The organism is Rubripirellula tenax, assembly GCF_007860125.1.
In the GTDB taxonomy this organism is placed as follows: Bacteria; Planctomycetota; Planctomycetia; order Pirellulales; family Pirellulaceae; genus Rubripirellula; species Rubripirellula tenax.
The window spans coordinates 242,698-260,913 of record NZ_SJPW01000004.1 but is presented as its reverse complement, the minus strand read 5'-3'; the positions used below and the strand labels follow the sequence as shown (position 1 = coordinate 260,913).

Annotated in this window: 11 protein-coding genes; all 11 read right to left on the bottom strand. The window is 53.7% G+C overall.

Features of this window, described 5'->3' with window-relative positions:
- Positions 1–29: 29 nt before the first annotated feature.
- Positions 30–785 (bottom strand): PEP-CTERM sorting domain-containing protein, encoded by a 756-nt coding sequence (locus tag Poly51_RS15495; protein ID WP_146458715.1) that lies wholly within the window; start codon positions 783–785, stop codon positions 30–32.
- Positions 786–1,427: 642 nt separating this feature from the next.
- The gene (locus Poly51_RS15490) at positions 1,428–2,630 is read right to left on the bottom strand and encodes a glycosyltransferase family 4 protein (RefSeq protein WP_146458714.1); all 1,203 of its coding nucleotides are present in this window, start codon (positions 2,628–2,630) and stop codon (positions 1,428–1,430) included.
- Positions 2,631–2,712: 82 nt separating this feature from the next.
- Positions 2,713–6,180 carry a right-handed parallel beta-helix repeat-containing protein gene (locus tag Poly51_RS15485; RefSeq protein ID WP_186775585.1) on the bottom strand — a complete coding sequence of 1,156 codons (3,468 nt, stop codon included), beginning with the start codon at positions 6,178–6,180 and terminating at the stop codon, positions 2,713–2,715.
- A 374-nt stretch (positions 6,181–6,554) separates the two neighbouring features.
- The gene (locus tag Poly51_RS15480; RefSeq protein ID WP_146458712.1) at positions 6,555–7,712 is read right to left on the bottom strand and encodes a glycosyltransferase family 2 protein; all 1,158 of its coding nucleotides are present in this window, start codon (positions 7,710–7,712) and stop codon (positions 6,555–6,557) included.
- Positions 7,709–8,854, bottom strand: coding sequence for a glycosyltransferase family 2 protein (locus Poly51_RS15475; protein ID WP_146458711.1), 1,146 nt, complete (start codon positions 8,852–8,854; stop codon positions 7,709–7,711). The genes Poly51_RS15480 and Poly51_RS15475 overlap by 4 nt, the downstream gene beginning before the upstream one ends.
- 268 nt (positions 8,855–9,122) lie before the next feature.
- Positions 9,123–11,306 carry a hypothetical protein gene (locus Poly51_RS15470; protein WP_146458710.1) on the bottom strand — a complete coding sequence of 728 codons (2,184 nt, stop codon included), beginning with the start codon at positions 11,304–11,306 and terminating at the stop codon, positions 9,123–9,125.
- Between the two features lie 60 nt (positions 11,307–11,366).
- Positions 11,367–12,425, bottom strand: a complete 1,059-nt coding sequence (locus Poly51_RS15465) for a hypothetical protein (RefSeq protein WP_146458709.1) — start codon at positions 12,423–12,425, stop codon at positions 11,367–11,369.
- Positions 12,426–12,881: 456 nt separating this feature from the next.
- On the bottom strand, positions 12,882–14,072 hold the full coding sequence (locus tag Poly51_RS15460) for a glycosyltransferase family 4 protein (RefSeq protein WP_146458708.1): 1,191 nt from the start codon (positions 14,070–14,072) through the stop codon (positions 12,882–12,884).
- Complete coding sequence (locus tag Poly51_RS15455) at positions 14,069–15,271, bottom strand: glycosyltransferase (protein ID WP_146458707.1); 1,203 nt, start codon at positions 15,269–15,271, stop codon at positions 14,069–14,071. The genes Poly51_RS15460 and Poly51_RS15455 overlap by 4 nt, the downstream gene beginning before the upstream one ends.
- Positions 15,268–16,599, bottom strand: coding sequence for a hypothetical protein (locus Poly51_RS15450; protein WP_146458706.1), 1,332 nt, complete (start codon positions 16,597–16,599; stop codon positions 15,268–15,270). The genes Poly51_RS15455 and Poly51_RS15450 overlap by 4 nt, the downstream gene beginning before the upstream one ends.
- A 6-nt stretch (positions 16,600–16,605) precedes the next feature.
- Positions 16,606–18,159: an MBOAT family O-acyltransferase gene (locus tag Poly51_RS15445; protein WP_146458705.1), complete on the bottom strand. Its 1,554-nt coding sequence runs from the start codon at positions 18,157–18,159 to the stop codon at positions 16,606–16,608.
- Positions 18,160–18,216 lie beyond the last annotated feature (57 nt).

Sequence of the window (18,216 nt, the reverse complement as noted above, 5' to 3'; positions counted from 1 at the left end):
ATCTGAAGCGGTAAACTACCGCTAAGAAACTAAGCGTTCTTCGCAGCTTTGCGACGACGGCTAGCAACCAAGCCAACAACTCCCAATGCACCGAAGGCGCAGATCGAAGATGGCTCAGGAACGGCACTGAAGTTCGCAGTTACGGTCTGCGAAACGGTGAAGCCATAGGTGCGGTTGGTCAACAAGCTGAACGCTTGTGTTTCGAAGGCACGAGGAGGAGTTGGGGTGTTTTCCGCACGACCAACGCCAACTTGGGTCAGGTTGAAGTTTCCAACGGGGGTCAGAACGACTTCAACGTTCGAACCGAAACCGCTAACGCCGAAAGTCAACTCGGTTGTTCCCCGGCCGGTACCCAAAGGCATGCCCGAATCTCGCGAAACGTCAACGAATGCAGAAACATCGAACAACGCCTTCACGCCGCTCAGATCGCGGTTTGCGGTGAATGAGCTTTGAGCAGTCAAGCTGGCCAAAACTTCGTTGGCGCTTCCGATGAACCCGTCAGCCAGCGCCAAAGTCGCCGTGGTCGTGCCCATCGCACCAGGTGCAACCAAAGCGTTCCCGGCCAGGGACGACACAGCGACACCACTGCCGTTGACTTCGTTCGAGGTCAGGCTCAAGGCAGGCGATGTTGCGCTGATTTGATAGTCAACGCCAGCTTGCAAAATCATGCCGCTCGAATCAACCAAGCGGAAGTTATCGACGATGAGCGACGATTCAACCAACACACCAGCTTGAACAGCGGTGGCGACCATCATCAGGGCCAAAACAGATAGAACACGTTTCATAGTAAGTTTCCTAAGGTCAAAATAGAATTGTTGTAAATCAAAAGCAAAAATCGATTTCTCAACAACGCTACGCAGGCCTTAGCAAACCCCTCACTAGCGGTTGGCGCGGTGAGCGTTCCGAAAACTCAAAGACATCCCCGGAGGGAAAGCTGAGCCAGAACGACCATCGACTTAGGGATGCGGGCTGGGAGCCCGAATCATGTACTAATTGCGATGAAACCGCGAAATCAAAACTGCCTGAACTGATGACTGGACGTTGTTCACTTGGTTCGGACGGCGAAAAGTCCTCCAAAGCGCCCGCATCGCCACGGACTTGGTCCGTAACTTGAGTGAGAATTCCAGCTTCGGCGGAGGTGAGCCCAATCGAAGTGAGAATTGCGGTAAGGAGGAGGATGCGGAACATACCGATGATTGTAGCGATTGGACGGGGGGGTGGCAAGGGGATTCTACGAAAAGATGGCGGCAGAAGAGAAACTAGTTGCTAAATGTGCACCTGTTGTTCCGTCGTCGGACCATTTTTCCCAATCGCGCAATCCGCGTTTACTGCGAATACCTATACAGATCGGCTTAGAATCAAGAGCCCCGAAAGAAAAGTCGAGACTTTGCTTGAATGGGGTTCTTGAGTGCCGGCTGCACGCCAGGTCACCGTTCAAAGTGCGAAGCAACTTCTTTCGCAATGCTTAACCAGTTTCGTTCTTCTTCGACCTTCGTTCGAGAGTTTCGCCCCAAGGTACTTGCTAGCTCTCGGTCCTCGGCCAGCCTCTGGATCGCCTTTGCTAGCGAGTCACTATCCTCGGGTTGGAACAGCAACCCATCGTGACCGTCCGAGATCAGATCTCGGATATTTTCAGTATCCGCGGCGACGATCGGGGTCCCCATCGCCATCGATTCTAGGATTTTCATGGGGGAAGCATAGAACGTTGCTCGCGGGCTGACGGCGATGTCAAAGGCGGCTAGGTAATCTTGCACCTGGCTATGGACGATGCGTCCCGTGAATGTGACTCGATCTTGCAACCCCTTCTGATTCACCAACTCCCGAAGCTCAGCCTCAATGGGGCCATCCCCCACGATCAGCAAGTGCGGCAAAGGGTCGCGCAGCTCGATTCGCTCGAACCCGTCGACTAGCAAATCAACGCCATGCCATCGTCGCAAGATACCGATGAATCCAACAACAATCCGACCTTCAATCCCCAGTCGCCGCCGAACGTCGTCTCCCGACCTCTGCGGATCAAACTGAATGGGGTCGGCACCGTTGGGGATCACCGAGACGCGATCAGCAGAAACACCACGCTGTTCTACCAAAAAGGTCTTCAGCGGCGTTGAAACCACGACGACCCGATCAGCAGCACGGCAAATCCGTCGTTCGCAACGAATCGCCAACTTTTCGAGTCTTAAGGGCCGGTTCTCGCCCGCCATTCGTCGCTCCAGAGCAACCGGAGCGTTGACTTCCAAGCAAACCGGCACGTTCTCGGAAGCGGCTGCATCAATGGCGGCTGTTGAGAAGCTGTTGTATCGATCGTAGACAAAGTCGGGTTGAAAGGAACGAATCGCACGTCTCAATCGCCGCTTCGCCGGAACGTTGTAGGCAAGTTCTGCCAATTCGTAAGTGACACCTGGCAATATCCCGGCCAGGCGTGACAGGATTTTCTTCGACAACGGGCGATCGTTTATCTGAGGTGCTGGTAAGTCTGGTGCCAGCGAGTCGGTGCCGTTCGACGTCGGTTCGCCAGCCAGTGCGACCACTAGCACTTGATGCCCAAGTTGGCGAAACGCCGCGATCATGGCGGCAACGTGCACCCCTTCGGCGCCATCGCCTAACGTCCGATGGTGGTACAGGATTCTCATGATTGCCAAACACGGGGGGAGGGTTGGGCCAAGATACTGGCTGCGCCCCCACCCTTTCGCAATCCCCTACCACACTCGTCGCCTAAGTGATCCGCTCAATCGTCATCGAGTTGATGAGCGCGAAACCACTTTCACCGCGAGCGATTTCTAGCGTCAATTGCCCGTCGCTGACCGTCGCCATGTAGCTATCGCGAAAGAACTCGTTGGGGCCAATTGAAAGTGTGTCCACCAATTCGCCCTCGACCGATACCTTCATGCCGGAATGAGCGTAGTATCGATCGCCAATGATGACAGAAATTCGGTAAACGCCATTGGCAAGATCCACGGCAAATTCCATCGCCCCTGACGCAACATGGTTGAAGTCACGCGTCAAATCGTCCGCGTCCGTGCGATCGCGCGATCCGAGTTGCCCGCTTAGCCAACCGAATCCCTTGGATGCATCATAGCGGTCGGTCGGGACCACCTTGGTATACCCGGCTTCGGTGGGCGAAGTGCTGCTGCCGAAATCGAACCGGTTGACCAACTCGGTCGCCGATATATCGTTGTCCAAATTGGTAATTGAGACATCATCCACATCCAGCCCTTGATAACTGGGATCAAGGCTCGTCGTGTTCGACGTGATCACTTGATAGGGAATATCGCCATCGACCAAGTCGTCGTCCACTCCCGTGACAGTAACCGTCTGGGGTTGGTTCCAGTTTTCCTGCGTAAAAACAAGTTGGCCTGTCGACAACGTGCCTTCGTTCTCGTTGTTCGATCCAAGGTTGATCTCAACGGGTGACGTCGGCGCCGATCCTAGCTCGACGGTGAATGAGGTGCTGTCCAGATTTTCAGAAGTGACCTGGTTGGCCGCCGCCCGTACGATCACACCGGGATCGGCGTTTGGTGTCGACGAAGATGTCAACTTCAATGCATTGATCAATGCGAATCCACGAGTCCCGCGAACCATCGTCAACGTCAATTGCCCATCTTGAACCATGACATCGTACGTTCGCGTGATCGATTCACCCCCCGAGATCGACAGCGTATCGACTTGCTCCCCTTCGACCAGAACCTGCATGCCCTGATTCTCGTAAATCGCATCTGCGACGACAATCTCGACCTGATAGTTGCCAGCGGGGATGTCGACGCCAAACGTCATTGACCCAGATGCAACAAAGTTAAAGTCGCGGGTCGTGTCATCCATCCTCGCGCGGTCCCGCCCGCCAATGCTTCTACCTAGCCAGCCATGTCCAACCGCGGGGTCGTATCGATCTGATGGCGTGACTTGCGTATAGCCCGTCGCAACCGGTGAACCGGCGGTACCAAAGTCGAACTGCGAAATCAGCCGGTCCGTGACGACTTCGTTGTCGAGGTTGACAAGATTGATGTCGTCGACCGGCAGCCCGTCGTACGCCGGATCTTCACTTTCCGTCGCCGAAGTCATGATGGTGTACTCGATATCGCCGTCGAGCACCGAGTCGTCAACGCCGATGGCCGTTACCGTTTTAGGCTGGTCCCAATCGTCTGGGGTAAATACCAGTTGCGTTTGCGACAACATTCCTTCGCTGCTATCGGTTGACAACAGATTGATCGTTACCTGCGCCGTCGGACGTGTCTTCAATTGGACAGCAAAAGTTGACGTGCCAAGCGATTCCGTCGTCGTCTGGTTCAGCCCCGGCGTCACCAACACACCCGCACCGACATCCAAAACTCGCTTCAGTTCAAGCGAGTTGATCAGCGCAAAACCACTCGCACCTCGAGTCAGTGTCAGCGACAGTTGCCGATCTCGAATCTCAAACTCGTACGTTCGCAAGACCGTTTCGCCAGCCACCGTTGAAATGGTGTCAACGGACGTGCCCTCGATAGACACCTGCATACCGTCGATCGCGTAGGACTGATCGCTGAAGCCGACCGTCGCCTGATAATTCCCGTCGGGAACGTCGACCACAAACGTCATCGATCCCGAGGAAACAAAATTAAAGTCTCGGTTCAAGTCGTCACCTCTGGCTCGATCTCGCGAACCAACGCTGCCGCTGATCCAACCATACGGGGCAATGTAGTCGTAACGATCCGCTTGCGTGACTCGCGTATATTCGGATCCCAATGGCGACGTATCACTTCCAAAGTCGAACCGTCCGTAAACGCCGTCGGCCGGAACGTCGGGGTCAGGCAGTTCGCCACCCACTTCGCGATAGTCGACCGCACCAACGTCACCACCAGTGATCCGAGGCCGGCCCGTCAAGTCAACCTCCGGTAAGTAACTCAAATCAGCAGTCCCGATCAATTGGGTGTTCGGAAGCGGAGTTGGGTCCCAGCTGGTTCCGTTGAATTGGATATCGGCGAACGTCGCTGCAAGATCGGTCACCACGACGTTGCCCACAACCGTCGCATTGCCAAGGCCGTTGGGGATGGGGCGATCAACCGCAGAATGAATGACGTTGTTGGCGAACACGTTGTCGACCGCGTCCTCGCTATCCCAGCCGATCGTTCGCACGCCGTCGGTCCCAGCAACAATCGTGTTATTCACAACCGTTAAATTTTGAGGGACGGTGGTGAATGGCTTGGACAAAAATCCCGTTCGATTGGTCACGACAAGATTGTTGCGAATGACGGCGTCCGCGGTCGCTTGAATGGCGGTGTCATTCGAGTTGATGATCACATTTTCTTCGATGATGTTGCGATCTTCGGCACCTCGACCCGTTCGATAGACAATGATTCCGGGGTAGTTCGTATTCTGGACAAAGTTGTGCTTGATCGTCACGGCGTAAGATCCATCTTTGATCTCTATCCCGTCACCTTGGCCAACGTCGGACGCGTTCAAGTTGTAAATGTAATTGCCGATCACATACGAATTGTGTGTAATCTTCGATCCATCATGGGCACCCAGATAGAGCCCTTCGCCGTTCCCGCCTGTGTCATGGATCTCGTTGTCAATGAAGTAAAGATACGACGTGTCCTTGGAATTCGCCGCAACTCCATTGCCCTTCGTTTCCGAAATCTCAACATTGTGCAACATGAAGTGGCTGACCTCCTGGATTTTTAGCCCGGTCGATCCGCCGCGCAAATGCAAGCCCTCGATGATCAAATACTGCGACGGAAAAATGTTCATCACATTCTGCGTCGCATTGAAGCGGGTGATGGTGACCTCCTCGCCCGGTGCTCCTGCAATCGTTACCGGTTGTGACTCGGTGCCCGAAGCCTGAATCGTGTAATACGAGTCGATGGAGTAGGTGCCAGCATGGATTTGAATGTGGTCGCCGGCGGAAAGGTTGCTGATCACATCCCTCAACAACGCACCGTTCTCAGCGGGTGTTAGCGCATCGTCGTAGTAGACGTGCTGAGTGACCTCGCCCTGGTTGGCGTACCACTCCGGTGCAAACGTCGGTGCGTCGCCGACCTTTCGCCAAAACGGAGTGATTGCGTTGCTTTCCGGTAAAGCTGCTTCGCTCGAATCCTGCTGGGCGAAGCTCTCCAAAGTGACCACGTCGGCAGCATCATCGACCGCCGGAACAATCGCTTCGATCGAAGCTACAGCTTCAATCGAAGATTCATCGTGGGGGAGCGACACCAGCGAAATGCCACTCAGAACCATTCGGTTCTCAAGAATTTCCGAACGCAACGCTCGTCGAACCCATTGTTTTGAGCGGCGACGGGTCGACCCCGTCGGTTGTCGAAACAGATCAAGAACGCGTGGGGCAATGGTAAACACTCTGATCCGTCTCCGAAAAGATTTGACATCCTGTCTCTTCGGATCGATCTACCAACGCGAGCAGCAACGCGTCAAGCGACTAATGCACGAATATCGATTCGCGACATCGGTTTGGCGCCCACTAACCCGACAAAGTGCGAGCGAAAAGGAGTAGATGGTGAGACAAGTGATCGGCCCTCATATAGCCGACCTGTAGAAAAGGACGTCTGTCAAACCTCACCGTACGGCCGTTTTCATTGGCCGTCAAGAATTTTCGTGTGTTTCACGCGTTGGCCTTTTTCCCACTGTGGCGGTTGGCGATTAAAGACTCCCTTAAAAAGCCCAATCGCAATTGCCACTTGGCTGAGCGCAAAGAAAAAGATCACTCCACCTAAATTCGTCGAACGAAGTGAGGGCTTAACAACCAGAATGACAGCGATCGCCAACAAGATCACTTCAGTCATCAGAATGACGCTATAGAACCAGTGCGTCGTCGCCAAAGCGGCACTGCTAGCAAGCATCAATGCAATCATGGCGGGTGAAGTCCACCGCAGTACTTTGTGCGAAAGAAACTGAAACCAGATGGAGGGGTCGTTCCAGCGGGGGACGTTGCCACGCTTGAGCAACTGAACTGCGCCCGCGGCAATGCGAATGCGACGATTGAATTCTTGCCGGGCCGAGGGCGTCCCCGTTTCCACGGCCGTCGCCATCGGTTCGTAGACGATCCGTTTACCGGCACGCAGAATGTTCATCGAGATCAGGAAATCATCCAAGATGGTATCGGATGGCAAGGTTCCGAATAGTTCGCGCCGCATCACATACATCGCGCCGTCAACGCCCATCACACTGCCCACGCTCGACTCGGCGTTTTGAATGCGACGTTCAAGTCGATAGTAAAGCATTTCACCGGATCGAAATTCCTTGTCACTGCCGACCAATCGGACCTCGCCCGTTACCGCACCAACGGCGGGGTCGGACAAATGCCGCACCATCTGGGAAACAGAGTCGGGATTCATGGAAACGTTCGCGTCCGTCAATAGCAACATCTTGTGTGCCGCTTCGTCAACCAATCGGTTGACGGCGTTCGCCTTGCCTGACCTCGTTTCGCCACGAAAGAAACGAACCCGTTCGCCCGCGTGCGCCTCGGCAATTTGCGCCGTCTCGTCACTGCTGCCATCGTCAAAGATCAATAGTTCGATTCGATCAGCCGGGTAATCTAATTGCCGGACGTTTTCAATCTTTGCTTCTAATACGGCTGCTTCATTGTGTGCAGGCACAATCACACTAATACTTGGAAGTTCGCCGGAATTCTCTGGCCGTTGAGAGCGTCGAACGAAACCAACGAAAAGGGGATACAGCACATACGTGTGTAACAACAATCCCGCCGCTAGCCAGAAAATGCACTGGATCATCGTTCGGGCTTCCAGACACCAATTGCGCGTCCCCCGGCCAGCATCGCAAGGCCTCGAGCCGACGCGATATTGACCATCAGAAAATAGTAGGCGATGTACACCAATCGAATCCGACGAAACGGGGGAAATATGTGCAGGCACGCGATCGCATAGCCGAGCAACTGCAATAACAGCAGTACCGAATACGTCCAGCCCAGACTGCGGTCGTTCACTTCCTGAAACGACAGAACAGCCGAACTGATCAGCATAGTCACCAAAAAGAGGGGGCAAAGCCAACGCAGCACTTTGTGGGCAATCAGCTGGACGGCAAACCAGCCGACGCGGAACGGGTTCATCGCCCCGGGCACCTTCAAAACGGCCCGCATGCTGCGATTGACGATCCGTCGCTTGCGCCGAAATTCGCCCGCGAAGTCGGGCGCCGCGTCTTCGAAGCAAACGGCCTCTGGATCAAAAACCCCTCGATACCCTCTGACGACCACCTTCAACGGAAGCAGGAAATCATTGATGTCTTCCGCCGAAAGTGGTTCGAACAACTCGCTTCGCAGCGCATAAATCGCGCCGTCGGCGCCGACGACGCTGCTCAATCGGCTTTCCCACGCCTTCATCATCAATTCGATGGACCAATAAATGTTCTCCGAGTCCGATGAGGATGAATCGATGTTTGTGTAGCTCTGTCGACCCACCGAATAGCCCAAGTCGAAATCATCGAAATGCCTCGCCAATTTGGTCAACGCATCGGGTTGAAAGATAGAATTGGCGTCTGTAAAGACAAGGATGTCGCCCGACGCTCGCGGACAAAACCGGGTCAGTCCAGCGGACTTACCCGAACGACGTTCCATGCGACATAGCTTCACCCGCGGGTCATTCCATCCTTCAACGATTTCATCCGTTCCGTCATCGGACGCATCGGAGATCACCATCACATCGAAAAGATGCGACGGGTAATCCAACGCCAACGCATTGGCGATCTTATCACGGATGCACCCCGCCTCATTGAACGCGCTGACCACTAGCGTCGCCGAAGGCGTCGCCGAGCCAATCGCAGGCTTTCGCCGCAATCGAGACAGTAGGAAGACCCCAACGGGATAAAACAAAAACGGCGTCGCAAACGCAAACGCCGAAATCCAGAAAATCCAAATCATTAAATAGTTAATAGTAGTGAGAAGAACTCGAATATAAATGAATCAACAACGTCAGCCTTCGACACTTATCGTTTTCCGGCAGTGTCGCGAGCGGACCCATTGACGCGACAATCGCATTTATTGCGAGTTGCATCTACTCATCGTAGTAGCATGGTCTAAAAAACGATTTATATCATTGTCAAGCCGCAAAGTTGGACTTGAGAATGATCAAGGAAAAAATCCCAACAATCTGGTTTCGTTGGGTCGTGCGGTCGACATAATTCGACGTTTAAGGATTCGCTTGTATGGTTACACGTACGTTGTAGGTCCCGTCCGTACTTCGAGCCGTCGGGACAAAGCTGACGTTCGCAGCGATCCGATCGAGCTTTCCGCCGTTGCCGGTGTTATGCCAGTCCAGGTCTAGCTTGTAGTTTCCTAGATCAAAGCCATCCAACTTAGTGCGTACGCGTGTCTTGAGTTTGAAATCCCCAAGCGGTTCGACTGTGACGCGGATCAGATCAATGCCATCGCCAAATTCGAACCCGTTCGACAATAGCTTAGGCGGGTGCGAGGGTGAGAAGTGCCAGCCGAGGTAAAGATCGTCCGTTAGGTTGATGTCGAGGGTGTCAGTGACTTGCAGTTGTTCCGCAACGGTATCAAGCTCGAAACTAGATACCGCTCTCGTCCAACGACGGTCCGCTGTCAACTGCTTGCCGTCATAGGTGCCGCTCCACTCCGACCAGTCCTGAGTCCAGGAGTACTTACCGTCTACCAACACGGGTTTGGGTTGCTTCCCTTTCAAGTACCTTGCCTCGCTTGCCACAGGCATCGGCATACTCGCACGATTGGGGCTGTGGTAAATCTCCTGAGACATCCCCTGACTCCACCAGCCGTTCGAAGCAAAGAGCGGATTACCCGACGGAGCCTTTCGGCCGACCCAAATGCCGTTGGACAAGGCCCCGTTAGGTGCACTTCGATTCGCGTGCCCCTCGACGAGCCCCACTTTCCCAACGGCGAATCTTAAAACACGCTCATCCCCAATTTCTCGATGGCAATCAAGCGATCTTAGGTGGACGCATGTTCGAAACGTGTTGTCCGGTCGTGATTGGTCTGCCAAGTAATACCATCGCGAACCAACTCGATCGGCAAACGGTTCGCTCGGCGGTGCCTGCGGAATCGCCTGCGGCCCGGCGAGCGCCTGAAACAAAGACAACTTGGTCGACGTGTGGTTCGGTGAACGCTGCGTCAACCAAGAATATCGTCCACCAGCGACTTGGCCACGGAACATGCGTGCCCATGTTTCAACCATACCCGCAGCATCGGGATGAAAGCCAGTGTGTTCCACAAACAAATCTTCGTGAGCACAAAGGCCGATAAAACGACTGTTCAAATAAAGGCTTTTCCCGACCAAGTTCCATTTCGAATCGGTTGCCGTATCAAACATCCGAAGTTGAACGGTTGCTGCGAAGGCAAGGCTCGTTTCATAACCACCGAGGGACGTGCTCGAATCATGCGCGCCCCATTCGCGTCCTCCACCATTGCCAAGCGAGAGTAAGTTGAGTGCATTTGCTGCATCGAAGGTCGAGTATACGGCGCTGCGATCGTTCGTGGGGTCGATGCCGATTCGATCAATCGCCTGGTCGGCCCAGCGATGTGATTCTCCATCTGGATTGACGCCAAACACCCCAATGGCGAGGAACTGTTCAAGGTAATAGGCGTTTGTTGAAAAACTGCTCGCGTTCCAATGACCTTCGCCTGGACTCGTGCCGTCAAAACGCCAATTCCTTCCACCCTTTTCGCACGTCAATATATTGAGTTCGATCAGGGCCTTTACTTTGGCAAAAGCATCTTCAAATTCGGCTTCATCGCTCCACTGAATCCAATCTAGCCCCAGGACTGCGGTCAACTCATCACGCGTGCCAACGGAGGCGGCGACAAAACCAGAAAAGCCTCGCCCGCTCGCCAGCTTTTCATCGATCTGGCGGTTGAACACTAGTTTGGCATCCGACATCGCCCTGCTGCTCGCGACGTAGTCGCGGTTCACTTCGCGCTCAAAATGGGATCTGAGCGCTAGGCGAGCGATGGTGGACTTGTTGAAGCTCGAATCTGAAATCACTGACTTCAGTAGCTTGGGGTCGTAGTTCCCAAATTCTAGGTTTCGTGGGATCCAAAATCGCTTGATGCAAATGCCCGAATCGTTGTTGAGCGCCGGGGCAATGATTGCCTGTTTGAGCTGAATGGAATCAGGCCGCTTGAGCCACCATTCCGTTGGATTCGGAATGGACCACCCAGCATCGCTCAAGCGTCGCAGGTTCGCCAAAGGTTTTGCGTTGGCCTCCGTCCGTCCATCGCCGGTCGCAAAAAGTCCATGAATCTGCCCTAGAACTGTGAAAGTTGAACCGCTTTTAAAAAGCCATCCACCACAAATCGACAAAGTGAAAAGCACGATCAGTACTCGAGTCGGCATTCTCATTTCGTTACCCGTGTTAAGAATGTCGCACATCGCATTGTGGCAACAGGATGTGTCTGCTTGTCAGTGAAGAGCATTGCCTCGTCCCTCGCTGTGCGGTTTTAGGGAGTGTTCCCAAAGGGCGTAGAGAAATCCGCAAGCCAATCTGGGGCTGTGCGGCGCAAGCCCCAGCAAGAACGGCTTCATTCTCGGTCCGAGCGTCTCGGAATGATCGATGACATATTCCAAAAGTTTTCTATTTTCGCTCAAGATTCTGGCGACGGGCGCGCGGAACCCGACCTTCGGCTGTTCGTAATCCATTCGCTTTGATATCGCTTCTCGAAGCAGCAGCTTGTTGACGGAAGGCCATTGGAAACGAGCCTCATTTTTGATCGTCGAAAACCGATTTGCCAACGACTGGTCGCACCATGGAAATACGACGCGTCCTTGAATCATTTCGGCTAAAGCGACCGACTTTCCGCTATAGCTATAGTTGTCCAAAAATCGACCGCGTGACAACGCTCTTGCCTGCTCGAAACCCATCGAGTTCCAGTTTTTATCAACGTCGCAAAGCTTCTCTATTTTTCCGCAAGTGCTTGATTCAATAAGCGATTGGCTGAACCCGTTAAAGAATCCCTGGCATTCCGTAAAGCTTCGAAACGGAACGCCGGTCGAAGGATGGTCGGTGCACCGCATGTCACGCAAGCGGTTTCGCAGCGAACTCGGCATCCATTTTGTAAGTGCGTGACATACCGCCGTAGCCTGCCGCTGCTGCTTCGACGGTAGGTGCCCCATGTAAATATCGTTGCCCATGCCATCCAGGATCGTTCGTCCGTGAAGTGATGCCATTGGCAATAGCAAGTACGACAGAAACGCTTGGTCCAACGTCGGCTCAAAGACATTCCCCAAGCGGTCTAGCGAATCATCTGAAATCCGCATGTCACTGTACCGCACGACGGTCAAACGAAATCCAAGACGATTGGCCAAGGACTCGACATAGTCAATATTCGTGTCCGAGTTGGCGAACGTCATGCAGTCGACTTTTTTTCCTAGTTCAGCGATTGCCAACGCGATTCCAGTCGAATCTTTCCCTTCGCTTAACAGCAAGGTTGCTCGATCAAATTCAATGTCGCTGGTCCCCATGGATCCCGCTAGCTCGGAAATGCAATCGAAGCCTGGCGGAGGTAATGACGATTCGCCTACGAATAGGTTTTCGGAACTTTCATAGCTAGGCTTCCCGTCTTCAAGTTGAAGCGATCCCCCCATGCCTATAGAGCAGTACTGGGTAAAGATGGTAGAAGGTGGAAAGACGGTTCCAGAATGAAGCAAAGTGGCTAGGGCATCGCGATCAATCGTTTCACGTGCAGGCCCAGTCGGCTTCGGTATCGCCCTTCCGTCACGAACGAATGTCTCACCGGTGTCTCGCGCGACCAGTATCCGCCGTTGATCGAAACTGGGTACGTCTACTTTTTCCATAACTTGGACTTCATCTCTGAATGATTCGTTCGACGTAAGGTACCACCATGGCACCGGACTTCGTTTCGAATCCTTACGTTTTTGTAGTTGCAGCGCAGAGACCGCCCCTGCCAGTCATGTCCATTAGATCCGTTTCGAAATTGGTCGTTCCAAAATTTGCTCATGCAAGCTAATGATCTGCTGAGCATTTATTTCCCACGTTCGAAAGCGAACCACATACTCCGCAGCATTCGACGCGATTTGATGGCGCTGTTCGTTATTCTGTGACAGGTCGACGATCACATTTATCAGCGAAATCTTGTTTCGACGGTCAAATAGTTTTCCGGTCACTCCCTCTTCTATTATCTCTTCGATCGGCCCGAGACGAGGTCCGACGGGAACGCAACCCATTCCCATATATTCGAGGATCTTCATTGGGGACCCGAACTCGTTGGAGTCCGGCATCACACCAATGTCCATCGCCGCCACAATTGGATAGACCTCGCTGTGCGGAACCGCGCCCAGTAGTTTTACTCTGCTCTGGATGCCTCCGCTGGCTATCCGCTGCCGCAACTCGTCCTCATATTCGCCCCTTCCGACGATCAAGAACATCACACGCTCGTTTTTACTTAGAATATCGACCATAGTATCGGCGAAAAAATCAATCCCATGCCACTGACGCAATGAGCCGACGAAACCAACCACAATTTCGTCATCACGAATGTTTAGCTGATTTCGTTTCGACTTACGGGCAGTTTTTCGGTCGACTTCGAGCACGCGTTTCGGATTAACAGCATTGGGCGAAACAATTATTCGCTCGGGGGCGACGTTTCGTTCGCAGATACACGATCGTAGTGCGTGTGAAACGGCAACGATTCCATCGGCCTGTTCGAGGCAGTAGCGTTCCGTTTTTTCGAGAATGCCAGGAAAGCAAACTGGATGTCGACTGCCAAATTTGCCTGCGAAGGTTGCGTTGACTTCGAGAATGACGGGCACGCCCATACGCTTTGCAGCAGCGATACCACCAAAGTTCAGCGAAGAATATCGTTCGTAGATAAAGTCGGGTTTATGCTTGCGTACTCCATTCCTTACACGGAAGAATGACACGATATTGTACGCGATCTCACCTGCTTGTTTGGCAAGCGTTTTCAAGGGTTGCAGCGCACTACGGTTGCTGCCGGTACCGGTTGATGCGAGGCCAGGGGACCGGGCAGCGGATCTGGGGCATACGATCTCAACGTCATGTCCTAGACCTTTCAATGCCGATACGATTTCGGAAATGTGTACCCCTTCCGCGCCGTCACCGCGAGTTCGGTGGTGGTACAAAATTTTCATGGTACGCAATCTGCATTCTCGGGAACTGAGGCGATCGGGCGACGATTCGGTAACTGGTTCAGCAGCCCAACTATTTTGCCGGCAACGCTTGACCACGTCGTATCGACCATTGCGTTTGCGATTGACGCTTTGTCGTATTGGTTACTCAAAGACTCGACAATCGCCTTGCCAAGATCGGCGGGGCTTTTCGTTGGAACGACACAGCCCATGTTCGAGTCCTTTATGTACTCAGCATTATCCCCCGCATCCGTTGCGACAACCGGTAGACCGGTGGACAACGCTTCGAGGACTGCATTGCAGCATCCTTCGCGATGGCTTGCCAAGGCGAAAAGATCGGCGGCTCGTAGCCAATCGGCTACTTCATGGGGTGGTTTGCTGCCGATGAAGCGAACGTGGTCTTGAACGCCCAATTCGGAAACTAAGTTCTGCAAGCTTTTTCCCCACGTTGATTGGACGCCTCCTCCAATGCAGACCAATTGGAAGTCGACGTCGTTTTTGATTCTGGCAACGGCGCGGATCAAGACATCGTGTCCTTTGACGGGCTTCAGGTTGCCCACCGACACAATTAACTTTTTTGGGCTTTCGTACCCGACTTGGCGCCGTGCTGTCGTTTGATCGCCCATGCTGTACGTCGCCGTATCGACTCCGTTGGGTATGACTGTGATTTGATCGGCGGGAACTCCAGCCGAGACGGCGACCTTCTTGAGAGAATGGCTTACGGCAATGACCCCGGTCGCTTCACAAAGCGCTTGCAGCAATTGGTCGCCACGCGATGACCGTCCGAAGAGGTCGACTTCAAGTCCACGGATGGTGATGAAGATCGGCATGCCGCGGCGCTTGGCGACTCGCCAGCAGCCAACGCCCTCGGGGTAACCGAAGTGAGCGTCCAGAATGGCGTCGCCCACGACATCTGGATCCATCTCGTCGAGCCATCGATCGACGCACCGATCAAGCCAAAAGCCGTCAAGTCCTTTGGCAACGCCTGGAAAGTAGAGCATGCTGGCTGCGTCCACCGTTAAATTCGCGGTGCTGATCGCTGGGTCGATCCGGCGAGGGCGAACGAGGGGAAACCACGGTTGTGGAGCCAACGCGCGAACGGGCAGCAGCTTGGCAAGTTCTTCCAACCGACGGCGAACAAAAAGTCCATGTAAGGGCGATCGTTGGGTTGGCAGATTCGTGCATACGCTAAGGACGTTCACGGCGATGTGTCTGCTTTCGCTGTGAGGTTCTGAACAAGGCCACGCGCTCGCTGCGATGAAGACGCAAATTGTTGAGCGTAGGCTTGTTGGCCCTGCCGTATGGCTTCTATCCAGTCTTCGAACACTTGTGGTGTCAGCCGTTTAGCAAACGGACGTTTCGCAACTGGTCTTGCCGCAACACTCGAGTTCGAATAGATCGTCGAAAGAATTTGGTCACCAAGTTCGCAGCGGTAATGGCCGGACTCCCAATACCATTTCATGACGGTTTTTTTGTCCTTTGGTGTCGGTGTCTGCTCTGTGGTGTAGCTGTTGTAGCTGGAGAAATCCCAGAGCGACACATCGTATCGATTGCACAGATCGGTCAACGACGACTTCCATCGCTCGAAATCATCCCATCGTCCTGCCTCGTCAAAGATTTCGAGAATATCGGCGTGGTAAGGATGGATGAATACGTCGATGTGTATGTCATCACTCTGGCAGGCTTCCAAGACCGCTTCCACGGCAAGTAGTTCAGTTGACCGATCCATTGCAGGCGCAACACGCGTCAGGCATTTTTGGGCATACTCGATGTTCTTTTGTCGAAACAGCGCCGCTTGCCCTTCGTCGCGAATCAGCTGACGAAAAGCGATCCCCGAATTGAAGCCCTCGTCGGACATGTCGGCCGTGAATGGTGAACGTTGTTCGGCGACCGTAATCATCGAGTCTTTAAGGGCTGTCAAAGAGGCCGTCGACGCGACCATGTCACTTGCACGCGACTTCAGTGCTGCAAGCGGCGTAGGGCCACCTTGCCGAGAAAGCAGTCGACTATCCGGGGCAGAGCTAGGCTCATTTTCGGTAGGATCGATTGACGCGTCGATCAAGTGTTCGGGCTTGCGAAGAAAGTTGAGAAAGTCGACGCCTAGAAGGACCGCGTCTGGCGTTTGAGTCACAAGGGCGTGCTGAAGATATTGCGTTGCAAGTTCGGTGCCGCCACCGGGTTGCCCAAGGTTGTACGCAGGTCGGAAGCGGCTCGGCATCGCGCTGCTGCTTGGATCGAATCCAATATCGACGCGCGAATTTCCGAGTAGCAGCATTTTGAAGTTGCCGCGGGCGACTCCGTACGCCTTCGTCATGCGAACTTGCCGTATCGCTTTCGGCTTTTTTGCGTTCCACCCTTCAACTCGCGAAGTGGCGAATCGAATGTACGGATCGACCGACACGTTGAACGCAACGACCATACTAAGCAGCAGAGGAGCCACCAACAGCCATTGCCCGAGGTATTTCGAATAGGACGGGTGACGATCGGCATTCGTTCGGGCGGTCACGGCTGTTTCATCTTGCGATTGCATGGTTTCCTAAAACTGAAAGTAGAGAAACTCAGACAATTCGGCGAGCGACAGAACTCCAGCCACAGAAATCAAGCTGATCACGATCGACCACCCTAACGTTGGCTTCCATGTCAGGGGCACTTGCCAGCCGACACCTGGGCTTGGAAGCGTCTGCATGTGTTCGACGTTAGCGTACTCCCACGCGGGTTCGTGCTGGATCATAAATTGTTGGGTCGTTGGCATCGTCCATACGATTGTCAAAAGTGCGGTGATCCAAGTGATCGCAGCAACAAACAATGAACCGCTTGCGGTGTCTTCACCGATGCCCAAGATGCCCAGCGGCGTCTCCAAGGGACCTAGCCGGTTGAAAATGGCGTCCGGAATTGCAGCTCCGTTCATGCCCACCATTCCTCGGGCCACTTCGTTTGCAGAGTCCAGTGAGCCCGCGCGAAAGTAGACCCAAGCGAAATGGACCGCGACGAACGTGACTGCGCAAGCGGCCATCCGATACGGCGGGCGTCCCTTCCACCCAATGATGCCGCGTGTCATGTGGCTCCAGCCGTGTTGCACAACAAGAAAGCCGCCGTGCAAGAGCCCCCACAAGACAAACGTCCATCCGGCACCATGCCACAGCCCACCCAACAGCATCGTGATCATCAGGTTTCGGTATCTATTGAGCGTGCCTTTCCGATTCCCGCCCAGCGGAAAGTACAAATAGTCGCGAAGAAAATGTGAAAGCGTCATATGCCATCGTCGCCAGAAATCGCTGATCGTCTCGGATCGATAAGGTGCGAAGAAGTTTAGCGGCAACTTGATCCCAAAGATTCTTGCCGCACCGATGGCCATGTCCGAGTAGCCCGAAAAGTCAAAGTAGATCTGCAGCCCATACGCGAGGCAGCCAATCCAAGCATGAAAGAACGTAACGGAGTGCCAAGCAGATTCGTTGTCAAAGAGCGAGTTGGCGTAAGGAGCGATCCCGTCGGCAAGCACCGCCTTCTTGAACAGCCCAATCGAGAAGATGGTGAGTCCCACCGACAGGTCTTCGCGAATCCGACGCGATGGAACGCGAATCTGTGGCATCATTTCCGCGTGATGAACAATGGGGCCGGCGATCAGTTGCGGAAAGAAACTGACGAACAACGCATATTCCATCGGGCGATAACCCGTTGAAACCCCCGAATAGCAATCGACCAGATACGCAATCTGTTGAAAGGTGAAAAATGAAATGGCCAGAGGCAAAGCGATTTGCCCCAAAGTGAATTCGCCGCCACCAAGGCTGGTCACGCTTTGAACGAAAAAATTCGCGTACTTAAAATAGCCAATCAAACAAAGATTTGCGGCGACCCCAAGCACCAGCAACTGTTTGTTTCGGCTAACGCAAAGTTTTTTGCCAACGGTGTAGTTGAAACCAACGGTCGCCAACAGCAGTGGCAGGTAGATCGGATTCCACCATGCGTAAAAGAACAGAGAACACGCCAGCAGCCAGATGACTCGAGCATTGTACCGCCCTGCCAGCAACCGATTGCCCAGAAAAGCAATCGGCAAAAGCAAGAAGATGAATTCGTATGAATTGAATAGCATGTTGAATGGGAGACGCTACGGAGTTTTTTCCGTTCGAGATGCGAGTCTCGCATGCGG

Excerpts from the sequence above, each read along its gene's own strand:
- Poly51_RS15495 (WP_146458715.1), bottom strand. The coding sequence starts at position 785 with ATGAAACGTGTTCTATCTGTTTTGGCCCTGATGATGGTCGCCACCGCT.
- Poly51_RS15490 (WP_146458714.1), bottom strand. The coding sequence starts at position 2,630 with ATGAGAATCCTGTACCACCATCGGACGTTAGGCGATGGCGCCGAAGGG.
- Poly51_RS15480 (WP_146458712.1), bottom strand. The coding sequence starts at position 7,712 with ATGATCCAGTGCATTTTCTGGCTAGCGGCGGGATTGTTGTTACACACG.
- Poly51_RS15475 (WP_146458711.1), bottom strand. The coding sequence starts at position 8,854 with ATGATTTGGATTTTCTGGATTTCGGCGTTTGCGTTTGCGACGCCGTTT.
- Poly51_RS15470 (WP_146458710.1), bottom strand. The coding sequence starts at position 11,306 with ATGAGAATGCCGACTCGAGTACTGATCGTGCTTTTCACTTTGTCGATT.
- Poly51_RS15465 (WP_146458709.1), bottom strand. The coding sequence starts at position 12,425 with ATGGGGACCAGCGACATTGAATTTGATCGAGCAACCTTGCTGTTAAGC.
- Poly51_RS15460 (WP_146458708.1), bottom strand. The coding sequence starts at position 14,072 with ATGAAAATTTTGTACCACCACCGAACTCGCGGTGACGGCGCGGAAGGG.
- Poly51_RS15450 (WP_146458706.1), bottom strand. The coding sequence starts at position 16,599 with ATGCAATCGCAAGATGAAACAGCCGTGACCGCCCGAACGAATGCCGAT.
- Poly51_RS15445 (WP_146458705.1), bottom strand. The coding sequence starts at position 18,159 with ATGCTATTCAATTCATACGAATTCATCTTCTTGCTTTTGCCGATTGCT.